Annotated in this window: 21 protein-coding genes and 2 pseudogenes; 19 read left to right on the top strand and 4 right to left on the bottom strand. The window is 33.7% G+C overall.

Annotated elements, in window-relative coordinates; all coding sequences use genetic code 11:
- Window positions 1–13: 13 nt before the first annotated feature.
- Genes RWO85_RS01920 through RWO85_RS01930 form a run of 3 tightly spaced genes read left to right on the top strand, consistent with a single transcriptional unit; the run spans window position 14 to window position 5347 of the window.
- On the top strand, window positions 14–373 hold the full coding sequence (locus RWO85_RS01920; RefSeq protein WP_001097589.1) for a PrgI family protein: 360 nt from the start codon (window positions 14–16) through the stop codon (window positions 371–373).
- Window positions 324–2522, top strand: a complete 2199-nt coding sequence (locus RWO85_RS01925; RefSeq protein WP_314413656.1) for a VirB4-like conjugal transfer ATPase, CD1110 family — start codon at window positions 324–326, stop codon at window positions 2520–2522. Before RWO85_RS01920 ends, RWO85_RS01925 begins: the two co-directional genes overlap by 50 nt.
- Window positions 2523–2533: 11 nt before the next feature.
- Window positions 2534–5347: a phage tail tip lysozyme gene (locus tag RWO85_RS01930; RefSeq protein ID WP_314413658.1), complete on the top strand. Its 2814-nt coding sequence runs from the start codon at window positions 2534–2536 to the stop codon at window positions 5345–5347.
- A gap of 34 nt (window positions 5348–5381) precedes the next feature.
- On the opposite strand, the gene RWO85_RS01935 is transcribed toward RWO85_RS01930, so the two are convergent.
- From RWO85_RS01935 to RWO85_RS01945, 3 genes are read right to left on the bottom strand one after another with little or no spacing between them, the layout of a single operon-like run.
- Entirely contained in the window at window positions 5382–5990 is a 609-nt protein-coding gene (locus tag RWO85_RS01935; RefSeq protein WP_314413660.1) for a hypothetical protein, read from the bottom strand.
- 1 nt (window position 5991) lies between these two features.
- Complete coding sequence (locus RWO85_RS01940) at window positions 5992–6156, bottom strand: hypothetical protein (RefSeq protein WP_000201399.1); 165 nt, start codon at window positions 6154–6156, stop codon at window positions 5992–5994.
- A 55-nt stretch (window positions 6157–6211) separates the two neighbouring features.
- Entirely contained in the window at window positions 6212–6475 is a 264-nt protein-coding gene (locus RWO85_RS01945; RefSeq protein WP_314413662.1) for a hypothetical protein, read from the bottom strand.
- A 142-nt stretch (window positions 6476–6617) separates the two neighbouring features.
- On the opposite strand from RWO85_RS01945, the gene RWO85_RS01950 reads away from it, so the two are divergent.
- From RWO85_RS01950 to RWO85_RS02005, 12 genes and pseudogenes are all read left to right on the top strand, one after another.
- Window positions 6618–7028 (top strand): thrombospondin type 3 repeat-containing protein, encoded by a 411-nt coding sequence (locus tag RWO85_RS01950; RefSeq protein WP_070889456.1) that lies wholly within the window; start codon window positions 6618–6620, stop codon window positions 7026–7028.
- 47 nt (window positions 7029–7075) lie between these two features.
- Window positions 7076–13288, top strand: a pseudogene (locus tag RWO85_RS01955) (DEAD/DEAH box helicase family protein).
- A gap of 74 nt (window positions 13289–13362) precedes the next feature.
- Complete coding sequence (locus RWO85_RS01960; RefSeq protein WP_314413664.1) at window positions 13363–13647, top strand: DUF5962 family protein; 285 nt, start codon at window positions 13363–13365, stop codon at window positions 13645–13647.
- Window positions 13648–13660: 13 nt separating this feature from the next.
- The gene (locus RWO85_RS01965; RefSeq protein WP_314413666.1) at window positions 13661–13948 is read left to right on the top strand and encodes a DUF5966 family protein; all 288 of its coding nucleotides are present in this window, start codon (window positions 13661–13663) and stop codon (window positions 13946–13948) included.
- Window positions 13949–14121: 173 nt separating this feature from the next.
- The gene (locus RWO85_RS01970) at window positions 14122–15489 is read left to right on the top strand and encodes a S8 family serine peptidase (RefSeq protein ID WP_314413668.1); all 1368 of its coding nucleotides are present in this window, start codon (window positions 14122–14124) and stop codon (window positions 15487–15489) included.
- A gap of 129 nt (window positions 15490–15618) precedes the next feature.
- Entirely contained in the window at window positions 15619–16302 is a 684-nt protein-coding gene (locus RWO85_RS01975) for a response regulator transcription factor (RefSeq protein ID WP_000276746.1), read from the top strand.
- Window positions 16295–17635, top strand: a complete 1341-nt coding sequence (locus RWO85_RS01980) for a sensor histidine kinase (protein ID WP_049502161.1) — start codon at window positions 16295–16297, stop codon at window positions 17633–17635. The genes RWO85_RS01975 and RWO85_RS01980 overlap by 8 nt, the downstream gene beginning before the upstream one ends.
- 170 nt (window positions 17636–17805) lie before the next feature.
- Complete coding sequence (locus RWO85_RS01985) at window positions 17806–18492, top strand: ABC transporter ATP-binding protein (protein WP_001025883.1); 687 nt, start codon at window positions 17806–17808, stop codon at window positions 18490–18492.
- Window positions 18489–19229 carry a hypothetical protein gene (locus tag RWO85_RS01990; protein ID WP_000590350.1) on the top strand — a complete coding sequence of 247 codons (741 nt, stop codon included), beginning with the start codon at window positions 18489–18491 and terminating at the stop codon, window positions 19227–19229. The genes RWO85_RS01985 and RWO85_RS01990 overlap by 4 nt, the downstream gene beginning before the upstream one ends.
- Window positions 19207–19884, top strand: coding sequence for an ABC transporter permease (locus RWO85_RS01995; protein ID WP_314413670.1), 678 nt, complete (start codon window positions 19207–19209; stop codon window positions 19882–19884). The genes RWO85_RS01990 and RWO85_RS01995 overlap by 23 nt, the downstream gene beginning before the upstream one ends.
- Before the next feature lie 186 nt (window positions 19885–20070).
- On the top strand, window positions 20071–20775 hold the full coding sequence (locus RWO85_RS02000) for a hypothetical protein (protein WP_314413672.1): 705 nt from the start codon (window positions 20071–20073) through the stop codon (window positions 20773–20775).
- Complete coding sequence (locus RWO85_RS02005) at window positions 20768–21199, top strand: hypothetical protein (RefSeq protein ID WP_000623950.1); 432 nt, start codon at window positions 20768–20770, stop codon at window positions 21197–21199. The genes RWO85_RS02000 and RWO85_RS02005 overlap by 8 nt, the downstream gene beginning before the upstream one ends.
- 421 nt (window positions 21200–21620) lie before the next feature.
- On the opposite strand, the pseudogene RWO85_RS02010 reads toward RWO85_RS02005, so the two are convergent.
- Window positions 21621–22230: pseudogene (locus tag RWO85_RS02010) on the bottom strand (IS5/IS1182 family transposase); the annotation flags it as partial.
- 228 nt (window positions 22231–22458) lie between these two features.
- On the opposite strand from RWO85_RS02010, the gene RWO85_RS02015 reads away from it, so the two are divergent.
- The 4 genes from RWO85_RS02015 (at window position 22459) to RWO85_RS02030 (ending at window position 25658) form a co-directional block, all read left to right on the top strand.
- The gene (locus tag RWO85_RS02015) at window positions 22459–23049 is read left to right on the top strand and encodes a lanthionine synthetase LanC family protein (protein WP_314413690.1); all 591 of its coding nucleotides are present in this window, start codon (window positions 22459–22461) and stop codon (window positions 23047–23049) included.
- Between the two features lie 10 nt (window positions 23050–23059).
- A complete protein-coding gene (locus RWO85_RS02020) occupies window positions 23060–23722 on the top strand; it encodes a NisI/SpaI family lantibiotic immunity lipoprotein (RefSeq protein WP_314413674.1) in 663 nt (220 codons plus the stop codon).
- A gap of 199 nt (window positions 23723–23921) precedes the next feature.
- Window positions 23922–24563 carry a peptidylprolyl isomerase gene (locus RWO85_RS02025; RefSeq protein WP_314413676.1) on the top strand — a complete coding sequence of 214 codons (642 nt, stop codon included), beginning with the start codon at window positions 23922–23924 and terminating at the stop codon, window positions 24561–24563.
- A gap of 9 nt (window positions 24564–24572) precedes the next feature.
- Window positions 24573–25658, top strand: coding sequence for a toprim domain-containing protein (locus RWO85_RS02030; RefSeq protein ID WP_314413678.1), 1086 nt, complete (start codon window positions 24573–24575; stop codon window positions 25656–25658).
- Window positions 25659–25671 lie beyond the last annotated feature (13 nt).

Genomic DNA, 25671 nt, shown 5'->3' on the forward strand with positions numbered 1-25671 from the left:
AGAAAGGAAAGTCATGAATACACGTGTCTTTAAAGACATCTCAAAATACCAACACAGGGCTTGGTTAGGTTTCACTACAAGGCAAATTATCTTTGTCCTACCAGCCTTTATTGTCACAATTATTGTTTTGGGCTTGAATCTCTTTTTCTGGCAATTTGGAGATTGGTTTGTTTACGGTTTTGTGTTTGCTTTTACCATCCCCCTCATGCTTTTTGGAGTCTATAAACCCAATGATTTATATTTTGAACATTATTTGAAATACCGTCTTCATTTTGAATTAACGGTTCCCCTACGCACAATTACAGGAAAGAAAGGACCTGAACATGAAAAGAAAATCAAATACATTAAAGAAACAAAAAACTTCAATGACTAATAAAAAGGAAGAAGTTAAAGGGAAAAAAGAGGAAGTGTTACCCTCAACGGCTAATACTCTTTCCTATCAAGCCCTGTATCAAAATGGTCTGATGCAGGTAAAAGAAGATTATTTCTCACAAAGCTATTTACTTGGTGATGTCAATTACCAGACTGTTGGTTTAGAAGACAAGGGGGCAATCATTGAGAAGTATTCTGATTTGATTAACTCCCTAGACGACCAAACCAACTTCCAATTGACTATTTTTAATAAAAGATTGAATTTAGAAAAATTCAGACAAAGTGTTTTGTATGAGGAAAAAGAAGATGGATATGATACCTATCGTAAAGAATTGAATCGGATGATGAATCAGAATTTAGACAGTGGCGAAAATAATTTTTCAGCTGTGAAACTGATTAGCTTTGGTAGAAAGGATACTAATCCCAAACAAGCCTATCGTTCCTTGTCCCAAATAGGAGAATATTTCAAGAGTGGTTTCTCAGAAATTGATGCACGTTTTGAATCCTTGGCTGGTGAAGAACGGGTGAACTTGTTGGCGGATATGCTTAGAGGAGAACACCATCTTCCTTTTTCTTACCGTGATTTAACGAGATCGGGTCAGACAACTCGTCACTTCATAGCACCTAATCTCTTGGATTTCAAAAACAAGAATTACCTACAAATCAATGACCGCTTATTACAGATTGTCTATGTGAGAGATTATGGTATGGAATTAGGAGATCAGTTTATCCGAGACCTCATGCAAGGAGATTTGGAATTGATTGTGAGCCTCCATGCTCAAAGTTCGACCAAGGCAGATGCCATGAAGAAACTACGAACAAAGAAGACCTTGATGGAATCCCAAAAGATTGGGGAACAACAAAAACTTGCTCGTACAGGTATCTATTTGGAAAAAGTAGGTCATGTATTAGAAAGCAATATCGATGAAGCTGAGGAACTCTTAAAAACCATGACCGAGACAGGAGATAAACTATTTCAAACGGTCTTCTTGATTGGGGTCTTTGGTCAGGATGAAGAAGAACTCAAACAAGCACTAGATACGATTCAACAAGTGGCCGGCTCAAATGACCTAATGATTGATAAACTTCCATATATGCAAGAAGCAGCCTTTAATAGTTTGCTGCCATTTGGTTGTGATTTTTTAGAGGGAGTATCACGGAGTTTATTAACATCTAATGTAGCAGTGAACTCTCCATGGACTTCAGTAGACTTACAAGACTGCAGTGGGAAATATTACGGTATCAATCAAATATCAAGCAATATTATTACCATTGATCGAAGCCTATTAAATACACCGTCTGGTCTGATTTTAGGGACATCTGGAGCTGGGAAAGGGATGGCAACCAAGCATGAAATTATCACGACCAAAATCAAAGAATCTGGTGAAAATACTGAAATTATCATTGTGGATCCAGAAGCAGAGTACAGTGTCATTGGACGGGCTTTTGGTGGAGAAATGATTGATATTGCGCCAGATTCCCAAACCTATCTCAATGTCCTTGACTTGTCTGAGGAAAATATGGATGAAGATCCTGTAAAGGTAAAATCAGAATTTCTTTTATCCTTTATCGGCAAGTTATTGGATAGGAAAATGGATGGAAGAGAAAAATCGATTATCGACCGAGTTACCAGACTCACCTATCAGTCATTTAAAGAGCCTTCTTTGGAAGAATGGGTCTTTGTCTTGAGCCAACAAGCAGAAGAAGCGCAGAATTTGGCACTTGATATGGAACTGTATGTCGAAGGTTCTCTTGATATTTTTTCTCATAAGACCAATATTCAGACAGGATCTAACTTCTATGCCAGTGATTTCTTCTTTAAATTGTGGAGTCGTGTCAGAAAATATGGAGCCAGTCCGACTGGAATAACTCAAAACGTCGAAACCTTATTGTTAGATCCAAATGGTAGACGGATTATTGCAAATAGTGAATTTATGATTCTCCTCAAGCAAGCAAAAAATGACAGAGAAGAACTGGTTCAACTCTTAGGCTTGTCAAAAGAACTCGAAAAATACCTTGTCAATCCAGAAAAAGGGGCAGGACTAATAAAAGCTGGTTCAGTTGTCGTTCCCTTTAAAAATAAGATTCCTCAAGGTACACAATTGTTTGATATCATGAGTACAGATCCTGATAAAATGGCTTCTAACTAAGGGGAAGTAGAATGAAGGATAAAAGAGAAATCATTCGTGCCCGAAAGGCATTTAGAAGAAGTCTAAAAGATGAGAAGAAATTCTTGAAAAAAGGAAAGAAGGAGGTAAGGAAACAGAAAAAAGATTCCGCTGTACTGGATGAAAAAGCATGGAAAAAAGAGATAAAAGAAAAGCTAGAGGATATGAGAGAAACTTCAAAGGCTAGAGTAAAACAAGCAAATGAAGACTACAATCATATTCTTCAAAATAGTCCTCCATCTCTTTTGAATCGTAAAGAATTAAGAGACAGACGATTGCCTCATGCTAGGAAACGATTGAAAATAGCCAAGAAGCAATTTAGAGAAGCCAAGGTAGAAGCAAAAGAAGAAAGAAAAGAGAGTCGTAAAGAAAGAAAAACCAATCAAAAATTTCTTTATGGTCAGGAATCGAAACAAAAATCTAATTTTTTCTTTCAAGGGAAGAGTTTAGAAGAATTAAAAGCTAAGAAAGAAGTCAAGGCTGCTAAAGAAAATTTAAAATCTACTAAACAAGCCTATAAGTCTAAAAAAGTCAGTAGGAAAGCTAAAACTTTTCTTTATGTCCTTGGACGTGAAGGAGGAGAGTTAGCTTCAGAAAATGAAGATTTAGAAGGCTATCGCACACTTCAAGAGACCATTAGAAAAGGGAAACGCTACAGTCGGCTTTCTTATAATCTGGGGAAAGCTAGTGTCAAAACAGGACAAGCAACAGGTCGTTTTACCAAGAAAAGACTGACCAACACAAAAGAGCGATACCATCATTTTAAGGATGGAAAAGGATGGAAACTAGCAAAAGATAACCCAAGTTCCTTTAAAAATCGATTTCGAAGATTAAAGAAACAAGGTCTTACAAGTGTCCGAAATATCTATCAAAAACTAAAAGCAGCCTTTTCCTTCTTTACATTTGCGGCTGGAAATCCTGCAACATGGATAGTTGGAGGAATAGTCTTTCTTCTTTTACTTATGATGAGCTTCTTTTTAGGATTTTCATCTGCTAGTTTGATTCAACAAGATGAATTTGAATTAACAAAAGCTTATACCCACCTAACTTGGGAAGACGCAGAACATACTCGTACAAATGACAAAGGAATTACTTATTACACAAAAGTTGATGATGTGATGGGCTATATGAACTTTAAATTCCATGACTATGAGCTACACAAACCAGTTCACTTATTTAGTTCAGAAACTTACAAGGATTATCTATCTACTTTGTGGCATGATTTAAACGATGGGGAAGATTTAAAATCCATGCAAGACCTCTATGAAACTCCTAAGTATAAACTCTCGAAAGACGATCAAGAGGAAATAAAGGAACTAAAAGAAGAAGGTGTCTATGCTTCCATGCAGGAATTGGACAATCCATTTGAGGGGAAAAGCAACGAAGATAGTCTAACCATGACTTATCGTTATGGATACTATGATTTAGACGGAAAACCTACCCTTCAGGAGTACATTCTACTAGAAGCGAAGGCTCACCAAACAATTGTCGCACCAATGGATGGAGTTGTATCTCTAGATGGTGACAATGTAATTCTCACTAATGGAAAAGGAGAGAATGAGAGTCGTTTAACCTTGTATTCCATTCATAATGGCCGTGCGATAGAGGGGACGAGAGTTTTAACTGGTGATGTTATTGGTGAGACACCAGACGATACAGGTTTGAAAGTTTCCTATCAAAAGTATAAGAACAAGAAAGAAAAATTGGTGTATGTCAATCCGCAATTTTATTTTCCCAAAGTCATTCAACTTCAGACCACTATCTTACCTGCCATTGGTCAGTTTGGTGGGGATGAGTTTGAACGAGCGAAACATATTTATGAGTTTTTGAAATCTCAAGGGGCAAGTCCCCAAGCCATTGCGGCAATTTTAGGAAATTGGTCGGTAGAATCTTCTATTAATCCTAAACGAGCTGAAGGAGATTACTTATCTCCTCCTGTTGGAGCTACCGATTCCTCATGGGATGATGAAAGCTGGTTAGCGATTGGAGGGCCAGCCATTTATAGTGGTGCTTATCCTAATATCCTTCATAGAGGTTTGGGGTTAGGTCAATGGACGGATACAGCAGATGGTTCAACACGTCATACGGCTTTATTGAATTATGCACATAGCAAAAATAAGAAGTGGTATGATTTAGACCTCCAACTTGATTTTATGCTTCATGGGGATAGTCCTTACTATCAAAGTTGGTTAAAGGATTTCTTTAAAAATACGGGCAGTGCAGCCAATCTCGCCCAACTCTTCCTCACCTATTGGGAGGGAAATTCTGGTGATAAACTACTGGAAAGACAAACCAGAGCAACGGAATGGTATTATCAAATTGAAAAAGGCTTTAGTCAAACAAATGGAGGACAGGCAAAAAGTGACCCGCAATCCCTTGAAGGGGTTCGTGGGGACTTGTATGAGCATTCTGTTCCTGGTGGTGGAGATGGTATGGCCTATGCCTATGGACAATGTACATGGGGTGTTGCGGCTCGTATGAACCAGTTAGGATTAAAGCTAAAAGGTAGAAACGGAGAGAAGATTTCAATCATTAATACCATGGGAAATGGTCAGGACTGGGTTGCGACAGCTTCAAGTCTTGGTGGGGAAACTGGCTCTACACCAAGAGCAGGTGCCATTGTTTCTTTTGTGGGAGGTACACATGGCACACCAGCCATCTACGGTCATGTGGCTTTTGTCGAGAAAGTATATGATGACGGTTCTTTCCTTGTGTCTGAAACCAACTATGGTGGCAACCCTAACTATACCTTTAGAAAAATCTCTCAAGCAGATAGTGCCATCAGTTTTGCCTATACAACGAAATAAAAGAATCATGTCATCAGTTTAGGTGACATGATTCTTATTTTTTATAGAGTGACATATTTAATGCCATAGGCTGATAACTTACTTGATGATCGTCTTTAATCAATTGACTGTAAGCAACAAATCCGAACTGTTCATAAAATTGAATGACTTTAGGATGATTGATACTATCTAAAAATACCATCTGAGTTCCTACAATTGCTCGAAATTCTTCAATTTTTTGAATTACAATTTCAAATAACTCTTGTCCTGATAGTTTATTTAGCTTTGTGTTTTTGCCGAATTGACCGATAAGTAACACAGGTAGATAATCAATATTTTTGGGACTTTTCCCTTTTAGGACGAGTTTCTTTTTTAAGGATTTCTCTAAATCAGAAATATCAACAACTTTGAGAGATAAACTAAAGAATCCTATGATGTTATTTGTTTCAGTTTCTTCAACGATAAAATTACGAGAACGATGTTGTTTTTCAAAATTGGGGGCTTTATCAGATAGATAAGTCAACATCTCTTCATTACCGTTGAAATCAACATTTTCTAAAATGATAGTTTTAAATAGCTTCTGAACTTGTTTCTCAGTTTTATCAGGAGCTAGCACTTGAATATTTTCAAGATATTGCTTAAGTGGTGTTACTTGAATTGTCATCTTACAGATACTTTGAAATGAGTTTATTTTTCGTTGGAGCGGTAGCGTCCTGTGATTCAATAGATTTCAAGACTGCTTGTAGCTTTTTAGATGGTTTATGATTAAGAATTTTTAGAGCATCTTCGTTTGTTAGTTTTATATCACGTGTTAAACTGATTGTAGCCATTTGTTCTACCTCCTGTTTCTACTTAAATTCATTATAGCTTATTTTGAACAAAAGTTCAATCTGAAGATAGTGTATGCTTTTTATAGTGTATAAATCCAAAATAAGTTTTTCTCTTGCGTTTGTAGCTCATATTCGTTAGAATAATGGTGTAGATGAGTGGTCGGCTCATGGTCAATCTGATAGTAATCTTGGACATAAGGGCCAAGCGGTGGCGGACACCAGAACAAAATCCGATAGCAATCTTGGACGTAAGGGCCAAGCGGTGGCAGACACCAGAATAAACCGACTGACTAGGTGGCTTACAGGTTCTGTAAGTCATCTTTTTTACTTTGATAGTAACGTTTTATCATTTTAAGGAGAACGAGGTTTTGGCTCGTTCTCTTTTTTGTTGTGATACTTCTTTCAAGGAATATTTGGTAGGATTGGAGTGAAAAAAGATTAACTAGGAAAGAAGGAAGTATATGGAAGCCATTTATCAACGTGATTCGGATCAAGATGGACTAACTGATGCTCAAGAATTAGCGCTAGGAACCAATCCTCTTAGCGCAGATTCTGATGGTGATGGTCGTTCAGATTTAGTGGAAATAGAAGAAGGAACTAATCCCTTAGAAAAGGATTTACAAGACATAGACCAAACAAGTATAACTGAACCATCTTCAGTATTTATGGAAATGAAACAAAAGATTTCAGATATGATGGAGAGTCACTACAAGGAATTTATACAGGCTCTGATTAGTATTGAAACAGGGATTGAAAACCAACAAGACCTAGAAGACTTATATACTTACTACATGAGAACAGATGCCGTTTCTCTTTTGTCTAGTGATTTAGAAACCAGTCCTCAAGAGGTTGAAATGGAGATAGAGTTGTAGGGGAATCATGTGATTCTCCTATTTTCGTATAGATGAAAGGAGCAAGTATGGAAGTAATGCAATTATTGGCTATGTTTCGTGGAACAATTCCAAAAGATAGGGAGAAAATGACCCTATTTCTTCGTTATCAAGCGCAACATTTTGATGAGAAATGGCAAGACTTGGTAGAGAGTTTTTTGGCTGAAGAGGGCAAGATAGAAGAGATACCTCATGTCTATTCGTTTCATCAAGATATTATTTCTTTCCTAGAGGCTGGTTCTGAAAATAATGACCAAGATTTAGAAAGTTACACAAGAAATTTTGGACAAGCAGGTCTAAGTAAATTATCTCAATTAAGTAATTTTGAGAAAAACTTGGTGCTAGAAGTCGCAACCTATAATCTTTCCACTCGATTTTACATCCAATCTGAAAAAGAGAAGTTAGAACCATTAAGTGAGCTTGTATGTCTTCAGAATCAGGATGTCAATTTAGTCAATGTCTATCGGGTTGCGAATAATCTATCTGACCGCATTAGTAGAGATATAGAGGAGTTTCTTCTAATGGTTGATTCCAAAGAACTAACAAAAGAAGTTCTTGAGATTCATTTTGAAGAAAAAGAAGGAGATGTTCTAGCCTATTTGGGTTCAGAATTGATGGCTACTTTAGATACTGTGACGGATCTTGTCCATCATGAAGAAAACTACACACAACTCCCACTGACACAAAAGCTGAAGATTATTACTCATTTTGATGATGTAAAAGCTAGAAGCGAAAAGTCTAATCAAGTAGAGGAAGTTTTATCTCCTTCAAGTGATATTGAATAGGAAACGGAAGAAACGAACTCTTTTTCTAATGTCGATAAAATTGTAGAAGAAGCTTTGAGGGAATATCCAATCGGTTCACAAGTAAGTTATAAAGGACAAGTATTTCAGTTGGTTTCGATTGAAAATGCACAGTTAAATGACTTAGTTCGCCTAGAACTATTCAATGATTCCAACCAGTTATTTGAAGAGAATCCTATCTTATACTTGAACAGTTTGGAAGAGATTGAACAAGTATTGTCTCTTGTAGAACTTGAAAAAGAAGATTCAGAGATTGAGATTGATTCATCAAGTGAAAGTCAGGAAATAGATTTGTTTTCCTACCTGGAAGAAGAAAATGAAAAGGATAAGGAAACAGAAACGCTTATTGTAGGTATTGAAGAGACGGATGTCCCTGTTCTAGATTTTGTTTTTCCAGATGATTTAGAGGATTTTTATCCTAAGACAAATCGAGAAAAAATTGAAACGAATATCGCCGCAATTGATCTTGTTAAAAGATTAGAAAAAGAGGGACGACAAGCGAATCCAGAAGAACAAGAGCTACTAGCCAAGTATGTCGGCTGGGGTGGTCTTGCCAATGAATTTTTTGATGAACTCAATCCAAAGTATGAAACAGAACGTTTAACTCTTAAGAGTTTAGTAAGTAAATCAGAATACTCCACTATGAAACAAAGTTCTCTTACAGCCTATTATACAGACCCAATGATCATTCGCCAGATTTGGCAAAAATTACTGGATGATGTTTTTGAGGGAGGAAGGATATTAGATCCTTCTATGGGGACTGGGAACTTCTTTGCGGCGATGCCTAGAAGTATACGAGAGAAATCAGAATTCTATGGGGTTGAATTAGACAGTGTGACAGGCGCAATCGCAAAACAACTCCACCCCAATTCCCATATTGAAGTGCGAGGATTTGAAGAAGTTCCCTATCAAAATAATAGTTTTGATTTAGTCTTAACGAATGTTCCTTTTGGAAATTTTCGCATTGCCGATAAAAACTATGATAAACCTTACATGATTCACGACTACTTTGTCAAACACTCACTTGATTTAGTAAGAGACGGAGGACAAGTTTCGATTATCTCATCTATCGGGACAATGGATAAGCGGACAGATAATGTCTTACAAGAGATTAAATCGAGCACTCATTTTTTAGGGGGAGTTCGTTTGCCGGATACGGCTTTTAAAAAGATTGCAGGTACTCGAGTGACCACAGACCTCCTCTTCTTTCAAAAGGATCAAGCAAAGAATTTTAATGAAGAGGAACTTGTTTTTAGTGGTTCTATTCCCTTTGAGGAGGATAAGCGTGTCTGGATCAATCCTTATTTTGATGGGAAATACAATACACAAGTTTTGGGTGAATATGAGGTACGTAATTTTAATGGAGGAACCCTCAATGTTAAGGGGGAATCAGAAATATTAGCTACTGACATAATGAAAGCATTAGAGAATGTAGAGGCACCTAAACCAATTGACAATTCTTTGAAAGCACCTGTTTTTATCCAAGAAGAAGTGGATCATTCTATCCCAAGTCGTATACGTGAGGACTTAGCGCTCTATTCTTTTGGATATGAGGGAAATCAAATTTATTACCGAGATACGCATGGCATTCGGAAAAGTTCAAAAGTAGACGAAATTAGTTATTATGTAGATGAGAAGGGAGATTTTAAAGCTTGGGACAGTTCTTTGTCTGAACATAAAATAGACCGATTCGTGCAACTTCATTTGACAGATGAGGAAGCACTAGATGTATACAAGTCAGAAGAAGCGAGTAAAAGAGGGAAATATAAGGGACTGTTCAAAAAAACTGTCTTTTATGAAAGTCCCTTATCGGATAAGGATATTAGTCGTATTAAGGGTATGGTTGATTTGAGAGAGACCTATCAATCCTTAATTGAAATTCAACGTCATCCAGATTATAGTCGAACAGATTTTCAGGTATTACTTAGTAAACTCAATCGTGACTATGACCGTTTTGTAAGTCAATTTGGATACTTGAATGCCTCCGTTAACCGGAACTTATTTGATAGTGACGATAAGTATTCCTTACTAGCTAGTTTAGAAGATGAATACATTGATTCTAAAGATCAGAAAGTAAAATATAAAAAATCTTTAGCCTTTGAGAAAGCATTGGTTAGACCAGAGAGAGTGATTGCAAGAGTTTCAACGGCTTTAGATGCCTTAAACTCCAGTTTATCGGATGGTAGAGGGGTTGATTTAGACTATATGGTATCAATTTATCCCGAACATAGCCAAGCTGCTATTTTAGATGAGTTAGGAGACCAGATTTTAATGGATCCAGAAAGTTATTTAAGAGGAGAAAGAAAATATCTTTCTAAGAACCAGTTTTTATCAGGAGATATTCTCAACAAGATAGAAGTAGTTCAACTATTAGTGGAGGAAAACAATCAAGATTGTGACTGGTCCCATGCTTTAGATTTGTTAGAATCTGTTCGCCCTCCACGGATTCATCTGGCAGATATTGAGTTTAAAATAGGGTCACGTTGGATTCCTCAATCCGTTTATGGTAAATTTGCCTTTGAATGTTTTACCAATCGTGAACTTGAATTGTCTTCGCCTGATGTTGAACAAGTCATTGAAGTGAATCCTGTCGATGGCCAGGTTCATTTAAGGACATCATTTGCTTATCGCTATCCAAGTGCCAAAGATAGTAGTCTTGGAGTTAGTGGGTCACGTTATGATACAGGAAGAAAGATTTTTGAGAATTTACTTAATTCGAACCAACCGACGATTACCATGACTGTTACGGAAGGAGAAAAGAAAAAGACCATCACAGATTTGGAAAAAACCTCTGTTTTAAGAGCAAAAGAGCAGCATTTACAAGAACTCTTTCAAGACTTTGTCTCACGGTATCCAGAAGTCCAACAAGTCATTGAAGAAAGTTACAATCGTCTTTATAATCGAACGGTTAGTCGAGAGTATGACGGTAGTCATCTAGTCATTGATGGCTTGGCACAAAACATCAGTCTTCGTCCTCATCAAGAGAATGCCATTCAAAGAATCGTAGAAGAAAAAAGAGCCTTGTTAGCTCATGAGGTAGGTTCAGGAAAGACCTTGACCATGCTTGGTGCTGGGTTTAAATTAAAGGAGTTGGGGATGGTTCATAAGCCCTTGTATGTGGTGCCCTCTAGTTTGTCTGCTCAATTTGGTCAAGAAATCATGAAATTTTTCCCTACTAAAAAGGTCTTTGTGACTACTAAGAAAGATTTTGTGAAGGCGAGAAGAAAACAATTTGTGTCACGTATTATTACAGGAGATTACGATGCCATTGTCATTGGGGATTCTCAATTTGAAAAAATCCCTGTCAGTAAAGAAAGACAGATGAATTATATCGAGGATAAACTCAATGAATTACGAGAGATTAAAACACATTCTGAAAATAAGTATACCGTTAAAGAAGCAGAACAATCAATTAGTGGTTTAGAGAGACAATTGGAAGAACTGCAACGCTTTAATCGTGATAGCTTTATTGATTTTGAAAACCTAGGGATTGATTTTCTCTTTGTGGATGAAGCACATCATTTTAAAAATATACGTCCAATTACTGGACTTGGAAATGTAGCAGGGATTACCAATACAACTTCTAAGAAGAACGTGGATATGGAAATGAAGGTTCGACAGATTCAGGAAGAACATGATTTTAAGAATATTGTTTTTGCGACAGGAACACCTGTTTCCAATTCTATTAGTGAGTTATATACTATGATGAACTATATTCAACCCGATATCTTAAAACGCTATCAAGTTGATTATTTTGACTCTTGGGTAGGTGCTTTTGGAGAAATTCAAAACTCTATGGAATTAGCTCCTACAGGGGATAAGTACCAACCTAAGAAACGATTTAAAAAGTTTGTCAATCTACCTGAGTTGATGAAAATCTATAAAGAAACAGCCGACATTCAAACACAAGATATGTTGGATTTACCTGTTCCAGAAGCTCATATTATCCCTATTGAGAGTGAGTTAACTGAAAACCAAAAACTCTATCTAGAAGAATTAGTTATGAGGTCAGATATGGTCAAATGTGGAACAGTTGATCCGAGCCAGGATAACATGTTAAAGATAACAGGTGAGGCACGGAAACTAGCTATTGACATGCGTTTATTGGACTCTAGTTATAGTCTAGCAGACAATCATAAACTGCTTCAGGTAGTGGATAATGTTGAAAGAATTTATCGTGAGGGAATGGAAAATAAGGCTACTCAGATGATTTTTTCAGATATTGGCACCCCTAAGAAAAAGGATAATGGCTTTGATGTATATTCTGAAATAAAGGCTTTATTAGTTGATAGAGGAATCCCTAGTAAGGAAATTGCCTTTGTACATGATGCCAATAGTGATGAAAAAAAGAATAGTTTGTCTCGAGAGGTCAATGCAGGAGAGGTGCGGATTCTTCTTGCCTCAACTGAAAAAGGAGGAATAGGTTTAAATGTTCAGAGCAAGATGAAAGCAGTTCATCATCTGGATGTCCCTTGGAGACCAAGTGACATTCAGCAACGCAATGGACGGATTATCCGACAGGGAAATGAAAACAAGGAAGTGGATATTTACCACTACATTACCAAAGGTTCATTTGATAATTATCTATGGGCAACTCAGGAGAACAAACTTCGTTATATTAAGCAGATTATGACTTCTAAGGAGCCGATTCGTGCTGCAGAAGACATTGATGAGCAGACCATGACAGCTTCTGATTTTAAGGCACTAGCAACAGGTAATCCTTATCTCAAATATAAGATGGAACTAGAGAATGATCTAACTCTATTAGAAAATCAAAGACGAGCATTTCAACGCAGCAAGGATCACTATCGTCATACAATCTCTTACTGTGAAGAAAATATGCCCATTCTTGAGAAACGATTAAGCAAGTATGAAGGCGACATTCAACAGTCTGAACTGTCGAAAGACCAGGCATTTTCTATGACGGTAGGTAAGCAAGCTTTTGATCAACGAGCTGAAGCAGGGGAATCCCTACACCGTCTTATCCGTCATAATCAAGCTGACAGCAAAGAATTCCGAACCCTAGCAAGCTATCGAGGATTTGACATTAAAATGCTTAGTCTTCCAACAAATCAACCTCTTCCTGAAACCTTCTCTGTTAAGATTGTAGGAGAAAATCAGTATTCTGTCAGTTTAGATTTGTATTCTCCTTTGGGAACGATTCAAAGACTTCAGCACACGATTGATCACATTAAGGAGGACCAAGTGAAAACTCAGAACTTATTAGATGAATTAAAGGATAAATGAACTACTGCTAAAGTAGAAATTGAGAAAAATTTTCCAAAGGAAGATGATTATCAAACTAAAAAGGCCGAATACGATGTACTCGCGCCATTGATTGAAACAGAAACGGATTTAGATATTATTGATCAAGCCTTAAGGCAATTCCACGAAAAAGGAAAAGAAAAGCAAGAACAACTTTCTTTTGAATTAGATTAAAAAATAGATACAAATAGCGGACAAGAAAAGAAAAGCGCGGTAAAATAAAGATAGAAAGAAACGAGGTAATGATTATGATGGAAGATACCTATTATCAATTAGAAGAGACCTTGGTACAGGGATTTCAAACCCCTGAAGAGTATCAAGCTTATAAGGAACTAAAGGAACATTATGAGGAAGTGACAGGCGATTACAGCTTTTCTATACAAGAACTCACTAACCAATTGGAAATCGCTCTTCAGAATCATCGAGGTGTGGACTTTGAAGATTATGAGAAAGAGGAGTATTTGGGCTTGGTTCAAAAATTAGAAGAGTTTGATTCCTCTCTTGCCACCCATTATCGTCAATTGATTGACTAGGAAGGAGAAAGTCATGAATGATTTACTCCTTATCCCAGTAATTTTTTTAGCAGTAGGAGGAATTCTCATTCTTTTATGGAGACTCTTTCTAATTGCCGGTGGACTTTTCCTGATTGGTTTTGTCAGTTTTCTTATTTTCGTGGAGGGTTATGGAATTTATCTGTTCTTTACTGAGACTGAACTTTACACGGCAGATTTAGCTCAAAATGGATTATTTGGTTTTACGACTTTCTTTATCATCTTTAATTTAGTTTTACTTGCTTTAGCATGCTGGACAGGATATAAGTGGAAGAAGGGATAGAAAATAATCTGAACAAGTTCAAAACTTATGCCGTTTTTAGGACATGAAAAATTTTAGAAATTGATTCTTTCTTAAATTTGAATTTCACTAGTAGTGTAAAGATGATTTTTTCTCTGAATAAAATCTGAATTTTCTCTGGTATAATCTCAAATAAAAACATTAAGGAGGATTATATGAATAAAAAGTTCTTATTATCAGTTGGAGTATTATTTCCATTATTTTTTTCAGTCCATGGAGTTCAAGCGACTGCTGGATCAGATTTTAAATATAATATACTACTGAAAGAGACAGAAACAGTTGATACTATCCAACAAAAATTTATTAAACAGGGTATGCAAATTATCGATATTATTCCTGAAATAAATCTTATTACTGTTTCGACTGGAAAAAGTAAAGAAGAGATAAAGAAAGAAAATAATAATTCGATAAAAGAAATAGTTATTGATGGTATGATGAATGTAAAGCCTAATGTCACTTATCTGTATGGAGAAAGTGTAATTACAACTAACAATATGAATTTTTGGGATTATCAATGGGATATGCAAAAGAGTATTGGTACAGGTAGAAAATTTAGTCATAAATCTACTGGTGAAGCTACTATTGGTGTGATAGACTCAGGTGTTACTTACGATAACCCAGAAGTATCTTCAAATATTATTTCTGTCAAGAACTTTACAGCGGATTTGGAAACGGGCTTAATTGATAATCAAAATATATTAGATAAAACAGGCCATGGAACTTCTGTGGTTGGACAGATTTCATCAAACGGAAATTATTTAGGTATTGCTCCTGGAATGAAAGTTAGAATGTATCGAGTATTTGATAAAGGAAATGCACAAGATCAGTGGATATTAAAGGCAATTATTCAAGCAGCGAAAGATGATGTTGATGTTATTAATCTAAGTTTGGGTGAATACTTGCTAAAAAACTCAACTATAGAAGATGACCAAACAGCATTAATTAACATTTATCAGAGAGCAATCAATTATGCGTATAGTCAGGGTTCAATAATTGTTGCTTCAGTAGGTGATGAGGGTCTAGATTTAAATAATCAAGAATCATTGAAACATTACCTTGGAGAACTTAAGGGGAAGGATTATTCACATATAGATGGAAAAGTTATGGATATTCCTGCGGGATTAGACAATGTTGTAACAGTAGGGTCAGTAAATGATAACGATTTTGTATCTAGTTTTTCAAATAAAGGAAATAATATAATAGATATATATGCAACAGGAGGAGGAAGTCATAAACTAGCAACAGTTGGATATGAACAGTGGACTAATGATAAAGCATTTGAAAAAGAATGGGTCATTGTACCGACACTTGAAGGGAAATATACTTATGCTTATGGGACATCCATTTCAACACCAAAGGTTTCAGCAGCACTTGGGTTAATCATTGAGAAATATCATTTGAAAGATCAACCAGATGAGGTAATTAAATTATTGTATGATAATTGCTGTATAGGTAATGACATTGACGGCACTCAAATTAGATTATTAAATATTACGAATTTTGTTCAAGATAGTGTAAAATAGATTTGTACTATTTTTTAAAAATATAATTTAAAAAATAAAGAACAATTACAAATTGATGTATTGAGACTATTCTTTGTCAAGAATACGGAGCTTTGCAGATAGTTCTCTAAAATATTTTGAGGTGATAGAATGTATAAGATATTAGTTGTAGATGACGATTTTGAAATTTTGAAACTGATGCGAACTATTTTAGAGATGAAAAACTATCAGGTAACGACGTATCAAGAAGTCACCGTACCAATCAATATTAATAATTTCAAAGGATTTGATTTGATTTTATTAGATGTAATGATGCCTAATATAGATGGTATGCAAATTTGTAAGCAGATTAGAAATAAAGTAAGATCTCCTATTATTTTTGTTAGTGCAAAAGATACCGAAGATGATATAGTATCAGGGTTGAATTTAGGAGGAGATGACTATATTACAAAACCTTTCAGCATCAATCAATTAATTGCCAAAGTTGCTGCAAATCTCAAACGAGAAGAACGATACAAACAAGGTGAATTAAGTAATCAAATTGTTCGAGAATTATCCCCAATAACGATTTATTTACAAGAAAAAATTGTTTGTATTAATGGAGATAGTCTTGCTTTTACAAGTAGGGAATATGATATCATAGAGCTATTATCTAGCAATCCAAGAAAAATTTTTACTGTACAAGATATATATGAAAATGTTTATGATGATGATGCTGAAACCCTCTTTCGTTCAATATCTGAGTATATCTATCAAATAAGATTAAAATTCTCATCGTATGGAATTAATCCTATAAAAACAGTTAGAGGTATGGGATACAAGTGGCATGAGTAAGAAGAGTACAATTAGAGGGCGCATAATAAGGACTGTTTTAGAACTAGTAACAGGTACGTTACTGAGTATACTTTTATTTTTTATATTTACTTATTTACTTGTTTTTACTGGACAATTAAATGTATACGGCTCTAAAATGGAAATTTCAGTGAGTGATAGCAGCAATTTAAGTGATGTAGTCCAAGCAATGAATAACTCTATATTTGACTATGTTGTATTTAATCGCAAGACGGGTACAATTGAAGAGGGTAACTATCAAAAAAAGGATTTGCCAGCCTATCGAGAAGTTTTTGCTAAAAATGAATCCATAAGTAATGATGCAGTGTATTATGGGTATTACGCTAATTCAGAGATTGTACTTACTGTCAGGCAACCCATGATACCTGAGTTTGTTAATCCGAATTTGCGTCACTTTTCATTTAATCTATTTTCTTATTTATTTTTCTTCGTTATCGAAACAATTTTACTCATTTGGTCACTTACAAGATTAATAAAAGAATTTTCAAATAATTTTCTCCTCATACAAAAAAAGACTTTAAACATGGGACAGTTAACATTTAAAGATAAAAACATTCCTGCTCAAATACAAGAGTTCGATGAAATTCTTTCTGTATTATATCAAAAGGACGACGAGTTAACTAATTTACTCAAATCAGAGAGAAGGGAGAAGGAAGATTTATCTTTTCAAGTTGGTGCATTAGCTCATGATGTAAAAACTCCTTTAACAGTACTAAAGGGAAATTTAGAGTTGCTTGAATTAACTAACTTGACTGTTCAACAGAAGGAATACACTCAGTCAATGAATAACAGTATAGTAGTTTTTGAAAGATACTTTAGTTCAATGATTGATTATTCAAGATTACTAATTGAAGATAAAGATTATGGAGAACAGATACATTTATCCGAATTTTTAAGTGAGCTGTCAGTAGAAGCGAAATCTGTAATGAATAATGCAAAGGTTGATTTCAAAATTATTAATACTACAAAATTAATATTTTTTAAGGGAAATCGCTTTAATTTAAATCGGGCATTAATTAACATTTTAGCAAATGCAGCAAGATATAGTTCTGGAGAAAAAAAAGTTACGCTTACTATCATTGAGGAAACAGAGTATATTAATTTTGTAGTGTGGAATAATGGTCTGCCTTTTACTGAACAGTCCTTATTAAATGCAGATAAGTTATTTTATACTGAGAATAAAGGTAGGAATAATAAGCACTATGGTTTAGGGTTAGCATTTGCTAAACAAGTTGCAACTAGACATTTAGGAGAATTGTTTTTATCAAATCCAGATAGAGGTGGCGCTCAAGTGACGTTGCTTATTAAAAAATAATTCTGTAAGGATATATTAGATAGCTTCCATATAATAGTTATGTATAAAAATAGATGGTTTTCTAAATTGAGGACTGTCTATTTTTTTAATTTTGTAAAATTGGAAATTCTGAACAAATTTTGAAAAATAAAGTATAACATACAAATATAAAACAAGGAGGAATTATAGTTATGAATATACAAGTTCAAAAACTTAGAAAATCATATAAGGATAGAGAAGTACTGAAAAATATTTCTTTTGAAATAAAAGAGGGGAGTATTTGTGGATTATTAGGTATTAATGGTGCAGGAAAATCAACAATTATGAAGATTATTTTTGGTCTTGAAAATGCTGATAGTGGTACGGTTATTTTTAATGGGAAAAAAAATGCGGGTATATATGAGATTGGAGCGCTTATTGAAACTCCAGCTATCTACATGAACTTATCTGCTTATGATAACTTAAAAACAAGAGCATTGTTATATGACATTTCTGACGAACGAATTAATGAAGTATTAAACTTGATTGGGCTATCTAATACGGGAAAGAAAAAAGCAGGGAGCTTTTCTTTAGGTATGAAACAACGTTTGGGATTAGGTATGGCAATAATTACTAGTCCAGATTTGCTCATTTTAGATGAACCTACCAATGGATTGGATCCAGATGGTATAAAGGAATTGTTGAATTTAATGATTTCTTTAAAGAAATCAGGAATGACAATTCTTTTATCTAGCCATCAACTGTATGAAGTTAGTAAAGTGGCAGATAAAGTTGTTATTTTACATGATGGTCAAATTTTTTACGATGGTTCGAATGTTCAAAGTGATGATTTAGAATCTTTATTTATAAGAATTGTTCATGGAGGTGACGCAATATGATAAAAATATTTAAATCAGAATGGTTAAAACAGCGAAAAAATACATCCAAAAAATTCTTGATAATAGCTCCTGGATTGTCGATTTTAATAGCTGTATTACTTGTTGGACCGAGTATTCTAGAAAGTTTTTCAATATATTGGTGGGAAGCCGTCTTTTTGTACACGCTTATTGGATTGTTATTTTTATATGATTATAAAGCAGAAGAAGCTGCAGGAAACTTCCAGAATATATACTTTCGAAATGATAGCATAAAAATATATATCGTAAAGATACTTTTAAAATTAAAAGATTTACTCATTTCGAACGTATGGTTTTTAGCTATATTATTATTTACAAGTAATTTTTTGTATGGCGACTTAATATCATTGAATATAATTGGTGACTTAATTTGTTTAGTACTTATTTCGATAACATCCATATGGGTATTGCCACTCTTGTATCTATTTTCGAAACGGATCAACCCCTATATCTTAGTATCTATTAACTCCTTGATTTGTTTTTTGGTTGCACCTTTTATCGCTCAAAGTAGCTTTTGGTTCTTCTTTCCTTTTACATATCATTATAAAATTGCTTATAGTCTTATGTATATAAAACCGTCAGGAGATTTAGATTTAACAAATCATGTAACAGACGTTAAAATGGTAGTATTTACCGTATTTCTATCATTGATTCTATTTATTGTTTCTTTGTTAATGTTAAATTGGAGGTTAAGTAATGATCCAATTGCTAAAAAGTGAAATGATTAAATTTAAAGGTTCGTATCAACTATACATTATTTTGATTTTGTCTACTATACAACTATTGACAATTCCAATTTACATATTATCTGTAAATAACACAATTGTATTGGAAAATATTATCTTTTTACCCATGTTAGGCTATTGTATGATAACTACGATAATCACTTTATTAGTATCTGAACAAGAAATCAATGCTAATAATTATCAGAATATTAAAGGCTCGAGAAATACAGCCAGTATATGGGGAGCGAAAATTTTTGTGTTAGATTTACTATTATCTTTACTTACTATTCCTTTATGGGTAGTTGTAGGTATAGAGTTAGAACACTTTTCATATTATTTTTACGTAGGAATAGTTAGTTGGTTATTACTAATATTGCTAAATCATTTCCACATGCTATTGACATTGTTTATTGCGAAAGGTGGCAATTTACTTATTGCTGTTGTAGAAAGTTTATTTATATTATTTGCAACAAATAAAGTTTTTCTTAATATTTTTTGGATTCCAGTAATTTTACCAGTTAATATAATTTTAGAAAATAATTTTAGAAGCACAACTAATTTATTAGCTTTAACTTTTTATGTTGTATTATTGTTTGTTGCTAATTTAGTAGTTGTAAGCAGAAAAGGCGCTCAATCATATACTAAGTAGAGTAATTTTATATCTGAAAAATCATAGCCATTCGTCATACGGGTGGCTTATTTGTCATACAACAGGTATGTCGTAATCTAGTAAGTTCCAAACTACCGGCAAACTATTCTCTACTAGATTTTTTAAGTGAAATTCCTTGACAAAAGTTATACATAGTTGTACTATATAAGTATAGAAGGGAAACAGATGAACGCAGGTGACAGATGTGGTGCTTGTGTTTTTATTTGTAATCATAAGGAGGAGAATATGGTTTTAAATACTTCCAAAAGTATGTTAGATAAGATTGCTTGGCTTAACAAGCAAGAAGATATTACTAAGTTCTCAAAGTTACAACTACAAAAATTCTTGTTTCTATATGAAATGTTTCAATTTGTAGAAAAAAAAGACTCTGATTTTACATATTTAAAAGCTTATAAAAATGGACCAGTATTTTCAAATTTTTACGGTGATATCACCTATAGAGAAGCTGAAGTTCAAGATTATCTTAAACAAAAACAATGTGATTTTGATATTGATGAAAGTAATGCTAGAATAAGTCAATTTATTATTAATACACTGACAGATTCCGAGTTATCTGATTTGACGCATCAATTTAAAATGTGGTCTACTCATAAAGAAGAAATTGATGCTGGAAAAAAACAAATTCCAATGATCGAAAAAGATATTACAGATGATGATATTGAAATTTTAGACCTTTTAAAAAGTTCGGAGCCTGACTACGACTATGAAATTTTAAGGATAGATCAAAAGAATTTTGTATTTTCAAAAGAGGATTTTATGAATTTAAACGAGGAACATTTAGAATTGCTGGATTCGTTAAGTACAAACGAGGAATTGTTGAATCCAGTTTATGTTGAAGTCGAATCAAGTGGGAGATTAGTCATTGATTAGCAAGAAGGATGTTATTAAGGTTTTAATGCCTTTCCCTGATGTAAATTCTGATTTAGCCTTAATAAGGCATTATTATATCTGTCATTCAAATGTTCAAAATAACAAGATATTGTTTAAGTGTCAAACTCATAAGGCTACGATGATAGCTAAATGTGGAGGAAATAAAAAGTTCAGAGAAAGTTATTTTTTGATAAGGGCAGGGGATAAAGTTCCATTTGTCCGCAATACAGTAGTGGATAAAAAACAGATTTTTAAATTAAATAATACTATGATACCTAAACTATATCTATCTCCTGAAAAACCAAGTGATATCCCAGAACAGATTTATGAAAATATAGTGAAGGAGATTATTACAGATAGTAAGCCAGCAATAAGAACGATTAATAAAGAAAAATTCATAAAACTTAATACCGAATGTAAATAAAAATAAGATAATAGAGACTGGGTAAAAGTCTTTAAAAGCAAAAAATACATAATATTAGGTATCTAAAATAGGCGCCATAAGTTTTATAGTGGGTGAATCCCCTATAGAACTTATGGCGCTTATTTTATTGAAAAAAGTCCCATAAGTTTTCTAATGATAAAAGACTAAACCATCATTAGAAAAAATTTATATGGAATAATTACATTTTATCACAAAACTACTTGATATAAAAGATGCTAATATCTAATTATGGATGGGTAATGTCCACTTGACTTACTAAAGCGAACATTACACTAACAAGTATTTTTATGGCATAGTTAAGGATCAGATATTTGAAGTATGATTATTAGTACGTCTCACTTAGTAAAGTCCGAAATAAATAGACCATTCTCAAATATTTTTTTCGATTGTGATAAGGTTATTCCTTAATCTGAAAAGTTTTAAACTTAGTATTAAAATACTCAATTTTAATTCGTATTGTAGCCCTCTCTCTATTAAACTGCTTATCCTCTTCAGTCAATGGATGATTTTTAGAATTTTTAATAGGAATAAATGTATTCTCATGAAGATTCACAATGCCTAAATAACTCAAATACACACAGACAAGTGATTTTCTGTTAAACTATGATTCATTTTTTCTTTAAAGTGAGTAAAATCATGCGTATGACCATCTGAAAAAAACTAATTGGCATGCATGATGTATTTTTAAAGCGAGTCTGATTTGTGTCTTTATGGTGTGTTTCTTTTAGGTCGTTGAAAAGGTCTTTCTGGGACATCAATAGCTATTCTTCTAAGTTGTCTAAGTAAAATCGACTTGAAGAAAGAAGAATATCTTCTCCCCATGTTATTGTTTTGTTGACTGTAGCTATTCCATTACCAAAATCAAAAGCTAGAAGACGTTGAGTTGGATAATAGAGTGAATAACTCAAGATTAATATCAACTGTTCTTCTATACTTAATGTTTTTGGATTTATAAGTCGTATCTAGATAGGATGTCATATTTTATAAGGCGTCTTTTTAACACTAATCAATAAATTAAAGTTCTCAGGAGTTAGTTACATTGCTTTTTCGTATCTTGTTTTTATAACTATATTATATCAATTTATAGTTTTCGAATCTTAGTGTAGTATTTAATCCATAGTAGATTCAAAATAGTATTACAAATATTTTATTAAAACGTGTCGAAAACTTTTTCTATATTGCCAATTTCTGATTATATTCTGAAAAAATAATTCTATAATTCAATTGTCCGAACAAAAATAAAAAAATTTTTAAAAAATATTATTGAAATATATGATAGATCAGAAATAGCAGATGGGACTAATCAATATAAGTGGAAATCGGCTATTGATATGGACGAATATAGTAAGGGTAGTGATTTAGATAACAAAGAATATTTTAGAGATGCTTGGTGTTATGGTAGTCCAGGTATCAGTTTGCTCTATCTGTATGTGGGGATATTTTTGAAAGATCAAAAATTGGTAGAAAAATCAAAGAACATTTTGATTGCTTCACTGGAATGTCCAGTGGGTGTACAATCCTCTATATTATGTCATGGATATTCCGGATTATATGAAATTGGTTTTCTATACAAACAAATTTTTAAAGAAGAACCTTGGGATAAGTATTTGTCCATAATTAAAGAAAAAATATTAAGTAGTTTTACTATATCAAAAAAGTTTGGTTTTGAGGAAGATAGCTACTATTCTGATGGAAATGAAGGAAGTGTTAAATTTTTGGATGGAAGTTTGGGAATTGTTTTGACTTTACTTCATATCCAAAATAAGTCTGTAAAGACATATTGGAGGGAGGCGTTATTGATTTTTGATAATTTAACTATAGAAAATTAGGAGGAGAACTATGAAATTCAAAAAGATCTATCTTTCCGTAATTTTTTTCTTAAGTTTACTTGGATTGGCTGGATGTACATATGAGAAGTTTGATGTTAAATTTCTCGACTCAAGTTATAATCGATTCGATTATAAAGGAGAGCATTATGGTGTAACTAATCAATTAATTTCATATGAAGATATTGAAAGTAAAGTAAGCAATCATGATGATACTTATGAAATATCTTACGATGATTCCAATAATAAAATAAAGAATGATTTGTTGGAGATTGGTGACTTATATCAGACCAAGAATAGAGAATTTGCCATAAAAATTGATAGTACTTTCTATAAATGTAGACTACTTGATAATATTTCTAAAGAAGAACTACTAAAAGTTTCTGACTTATTTAATGTTCGCTTAGTAGGAGGATTTGCTATCAATGAGCAAGAAGCCAGAGAGTTGAAGATAGGGGAACAATCATTTACAATTACTGAAGAAATTATTCCAAAAGAAGAGCTTAGTGCTACAGTTGCTAACTTAGATAATCAAGTGAAGTCAGTCACTAGATTATCAGGGGAGCGTGAAAGTTGGAAATATGGAGAAATATGTTCTTTAGAAAATCAGTCTATCCACGAGAAAGTAGCAGTTAAATTGAATGGAGAATATCATTTGGCCTTCTTAAGAAGTTGAACTGGGCAAAAAGTATTTAAAAGAAAAAAGCGCATAGTGTCAGGCATTGAAAAAACCAGATACTATGCGTTTTATTGTGGGAAGATTTTCTTAATTTTCTCTTGAAATTGAGTTTTAGAGGCTATACTTTTTCTTGTGATAAAACTTACAAGTCCTTTTTGTTATTCTTGACCTAGTTTTTATAGAAAGAAGGTCTAAGATGTTAAATAAAGTCAAAACTAAAGCCTTAATTAGTGTTGGAGCAGTAGCCGCAACTAGCTTTATTCTCATGATGGGATATACTGCTGGTCAACATTCTACTGCTAAACAAAGTCGCAAAGAAATCGAATTGGCTGCAGCTAAACTTGTAGAGGATAAACAAGCAGAAGATAAAGCAAGCATTTTGTCATCAGATACTGTAAAAGAATTTTTGACACAGTACTATACGAAAGAAAAGCTCGGAGAAAATAATACACGCATTCAACCTTATATGACTGAATCGGCTTATTCTCAAGAATTGACAAGTCAAAATGATGCCATGAACCAAGTTTATAAGGACTATATTTTGGATTATCATTTCGAAAAAGCTGATATCTTTGTCAATCAGACTACTAATCAAGCTATTGCCATGGTCTCTTATAATGTAACCTATGTATCTGATTTAAAGAATGCCAACCAATCAAAGACTAATCAGACAGAAACAAGAACAGTTAAGTTATCCTTTTCTAAACTACCTGGTAAGTTATTGGTCAACCAAGTACAGGTTTGGAAATCTGGGTTAGATGATTTAGATAATGCAACTCCCAAAACTTTAGAAGAATCATCATCAATACCATCACTGCCAAATACTACAACAAAATGATGATATTGCATGGAAATAGAAGAATGTAAGCAAATCTCAATTCTTGATGTAGCCAATCGTTTAGGTATCCCCTTTAAACAAGTTTCGACTAGTGTCTATGAGCATTCTGAACACGATTCATTTCGGATTTTTTCAACTACCAATACTTTTAAATGGTTTTCAAGAGATATTCAAGGTGATGTCATTGATTTTGTTCGACTTGTTAAGGGAATTTCCTTTAAAGATACTCTAGCCTTTCTTTCTGAAGAACCTTTTCAAAAAGAAGCTGTTCAAGAAAAAAGAGAGAGACCATTTTATTATCCTTTAAAGAGAATAGAAGATTCTAACTGCAGTCTGGCTAGATATTATTTAACAGAATGTAGAGGAATCTCAGAAGAAATCATAGAAAAGATGATTCAACAAGGTTTGATAGCACAAGCTAGTTGGAAAACAAATGAAATAGTTGAACCTGTTATCGTTTTTAAAAGCTTTGATCATCGTCACAAACTGCAAGCAGCAAGCCTACAAGGGATTTATAAGAATCACTCTCTTTCTAGAAAGAGGTTAAAAACGATTCTAAAAGGAAGCCATGGACATATTGGAATATCCTTTGACATTGGTAAACCAAATAGACTGGTCTTTTGTGAATCGTTCATCGACTTGATGAGCTATTACGAACTTCATCAACAAAGTCTAACTGATGTTCGTTTGGTATCTATGGAGGGATTAAAAAGGTCTGTTGTGGCTTATCAAACTTTACGACTGATAGCTGAAGAAAATCAGAAGTTGGAATTCTTAGATACAGTAACACCTTCAAAGTTATTGCCTTTGATCAATACAATTCGTGATACCACTACCTATTTCAATAATCATCCTGATTTATTGACACTGGCAGTAGATTGTGATGATGCAGGTAAAGATTTTTCTGATAAGTTATCTCAATCAGGATTTCCTGTTTTACTGGATTTACCTGATAATGAGTCTGGGAAAGAAAAACGAGACTGGAACGATATTCTTCAAGAAAACAAATCAGATTTAAAATTTATGCTTGAGAATGCAAAAGAGACCTTGAGGAATCAACCAATAAGACAAACCTCTCAATGTTTAGAATTGTGATAACAAAATCAAG

Origin of the sequence: uncultured Streptococcus sp. (genome assembly GCF_963521865.1) — a bacterium.
GTDB lineage: Bacteria > Bacillota > Bacilli > Lactobacillales > Streptococcaceae > Streptococcus.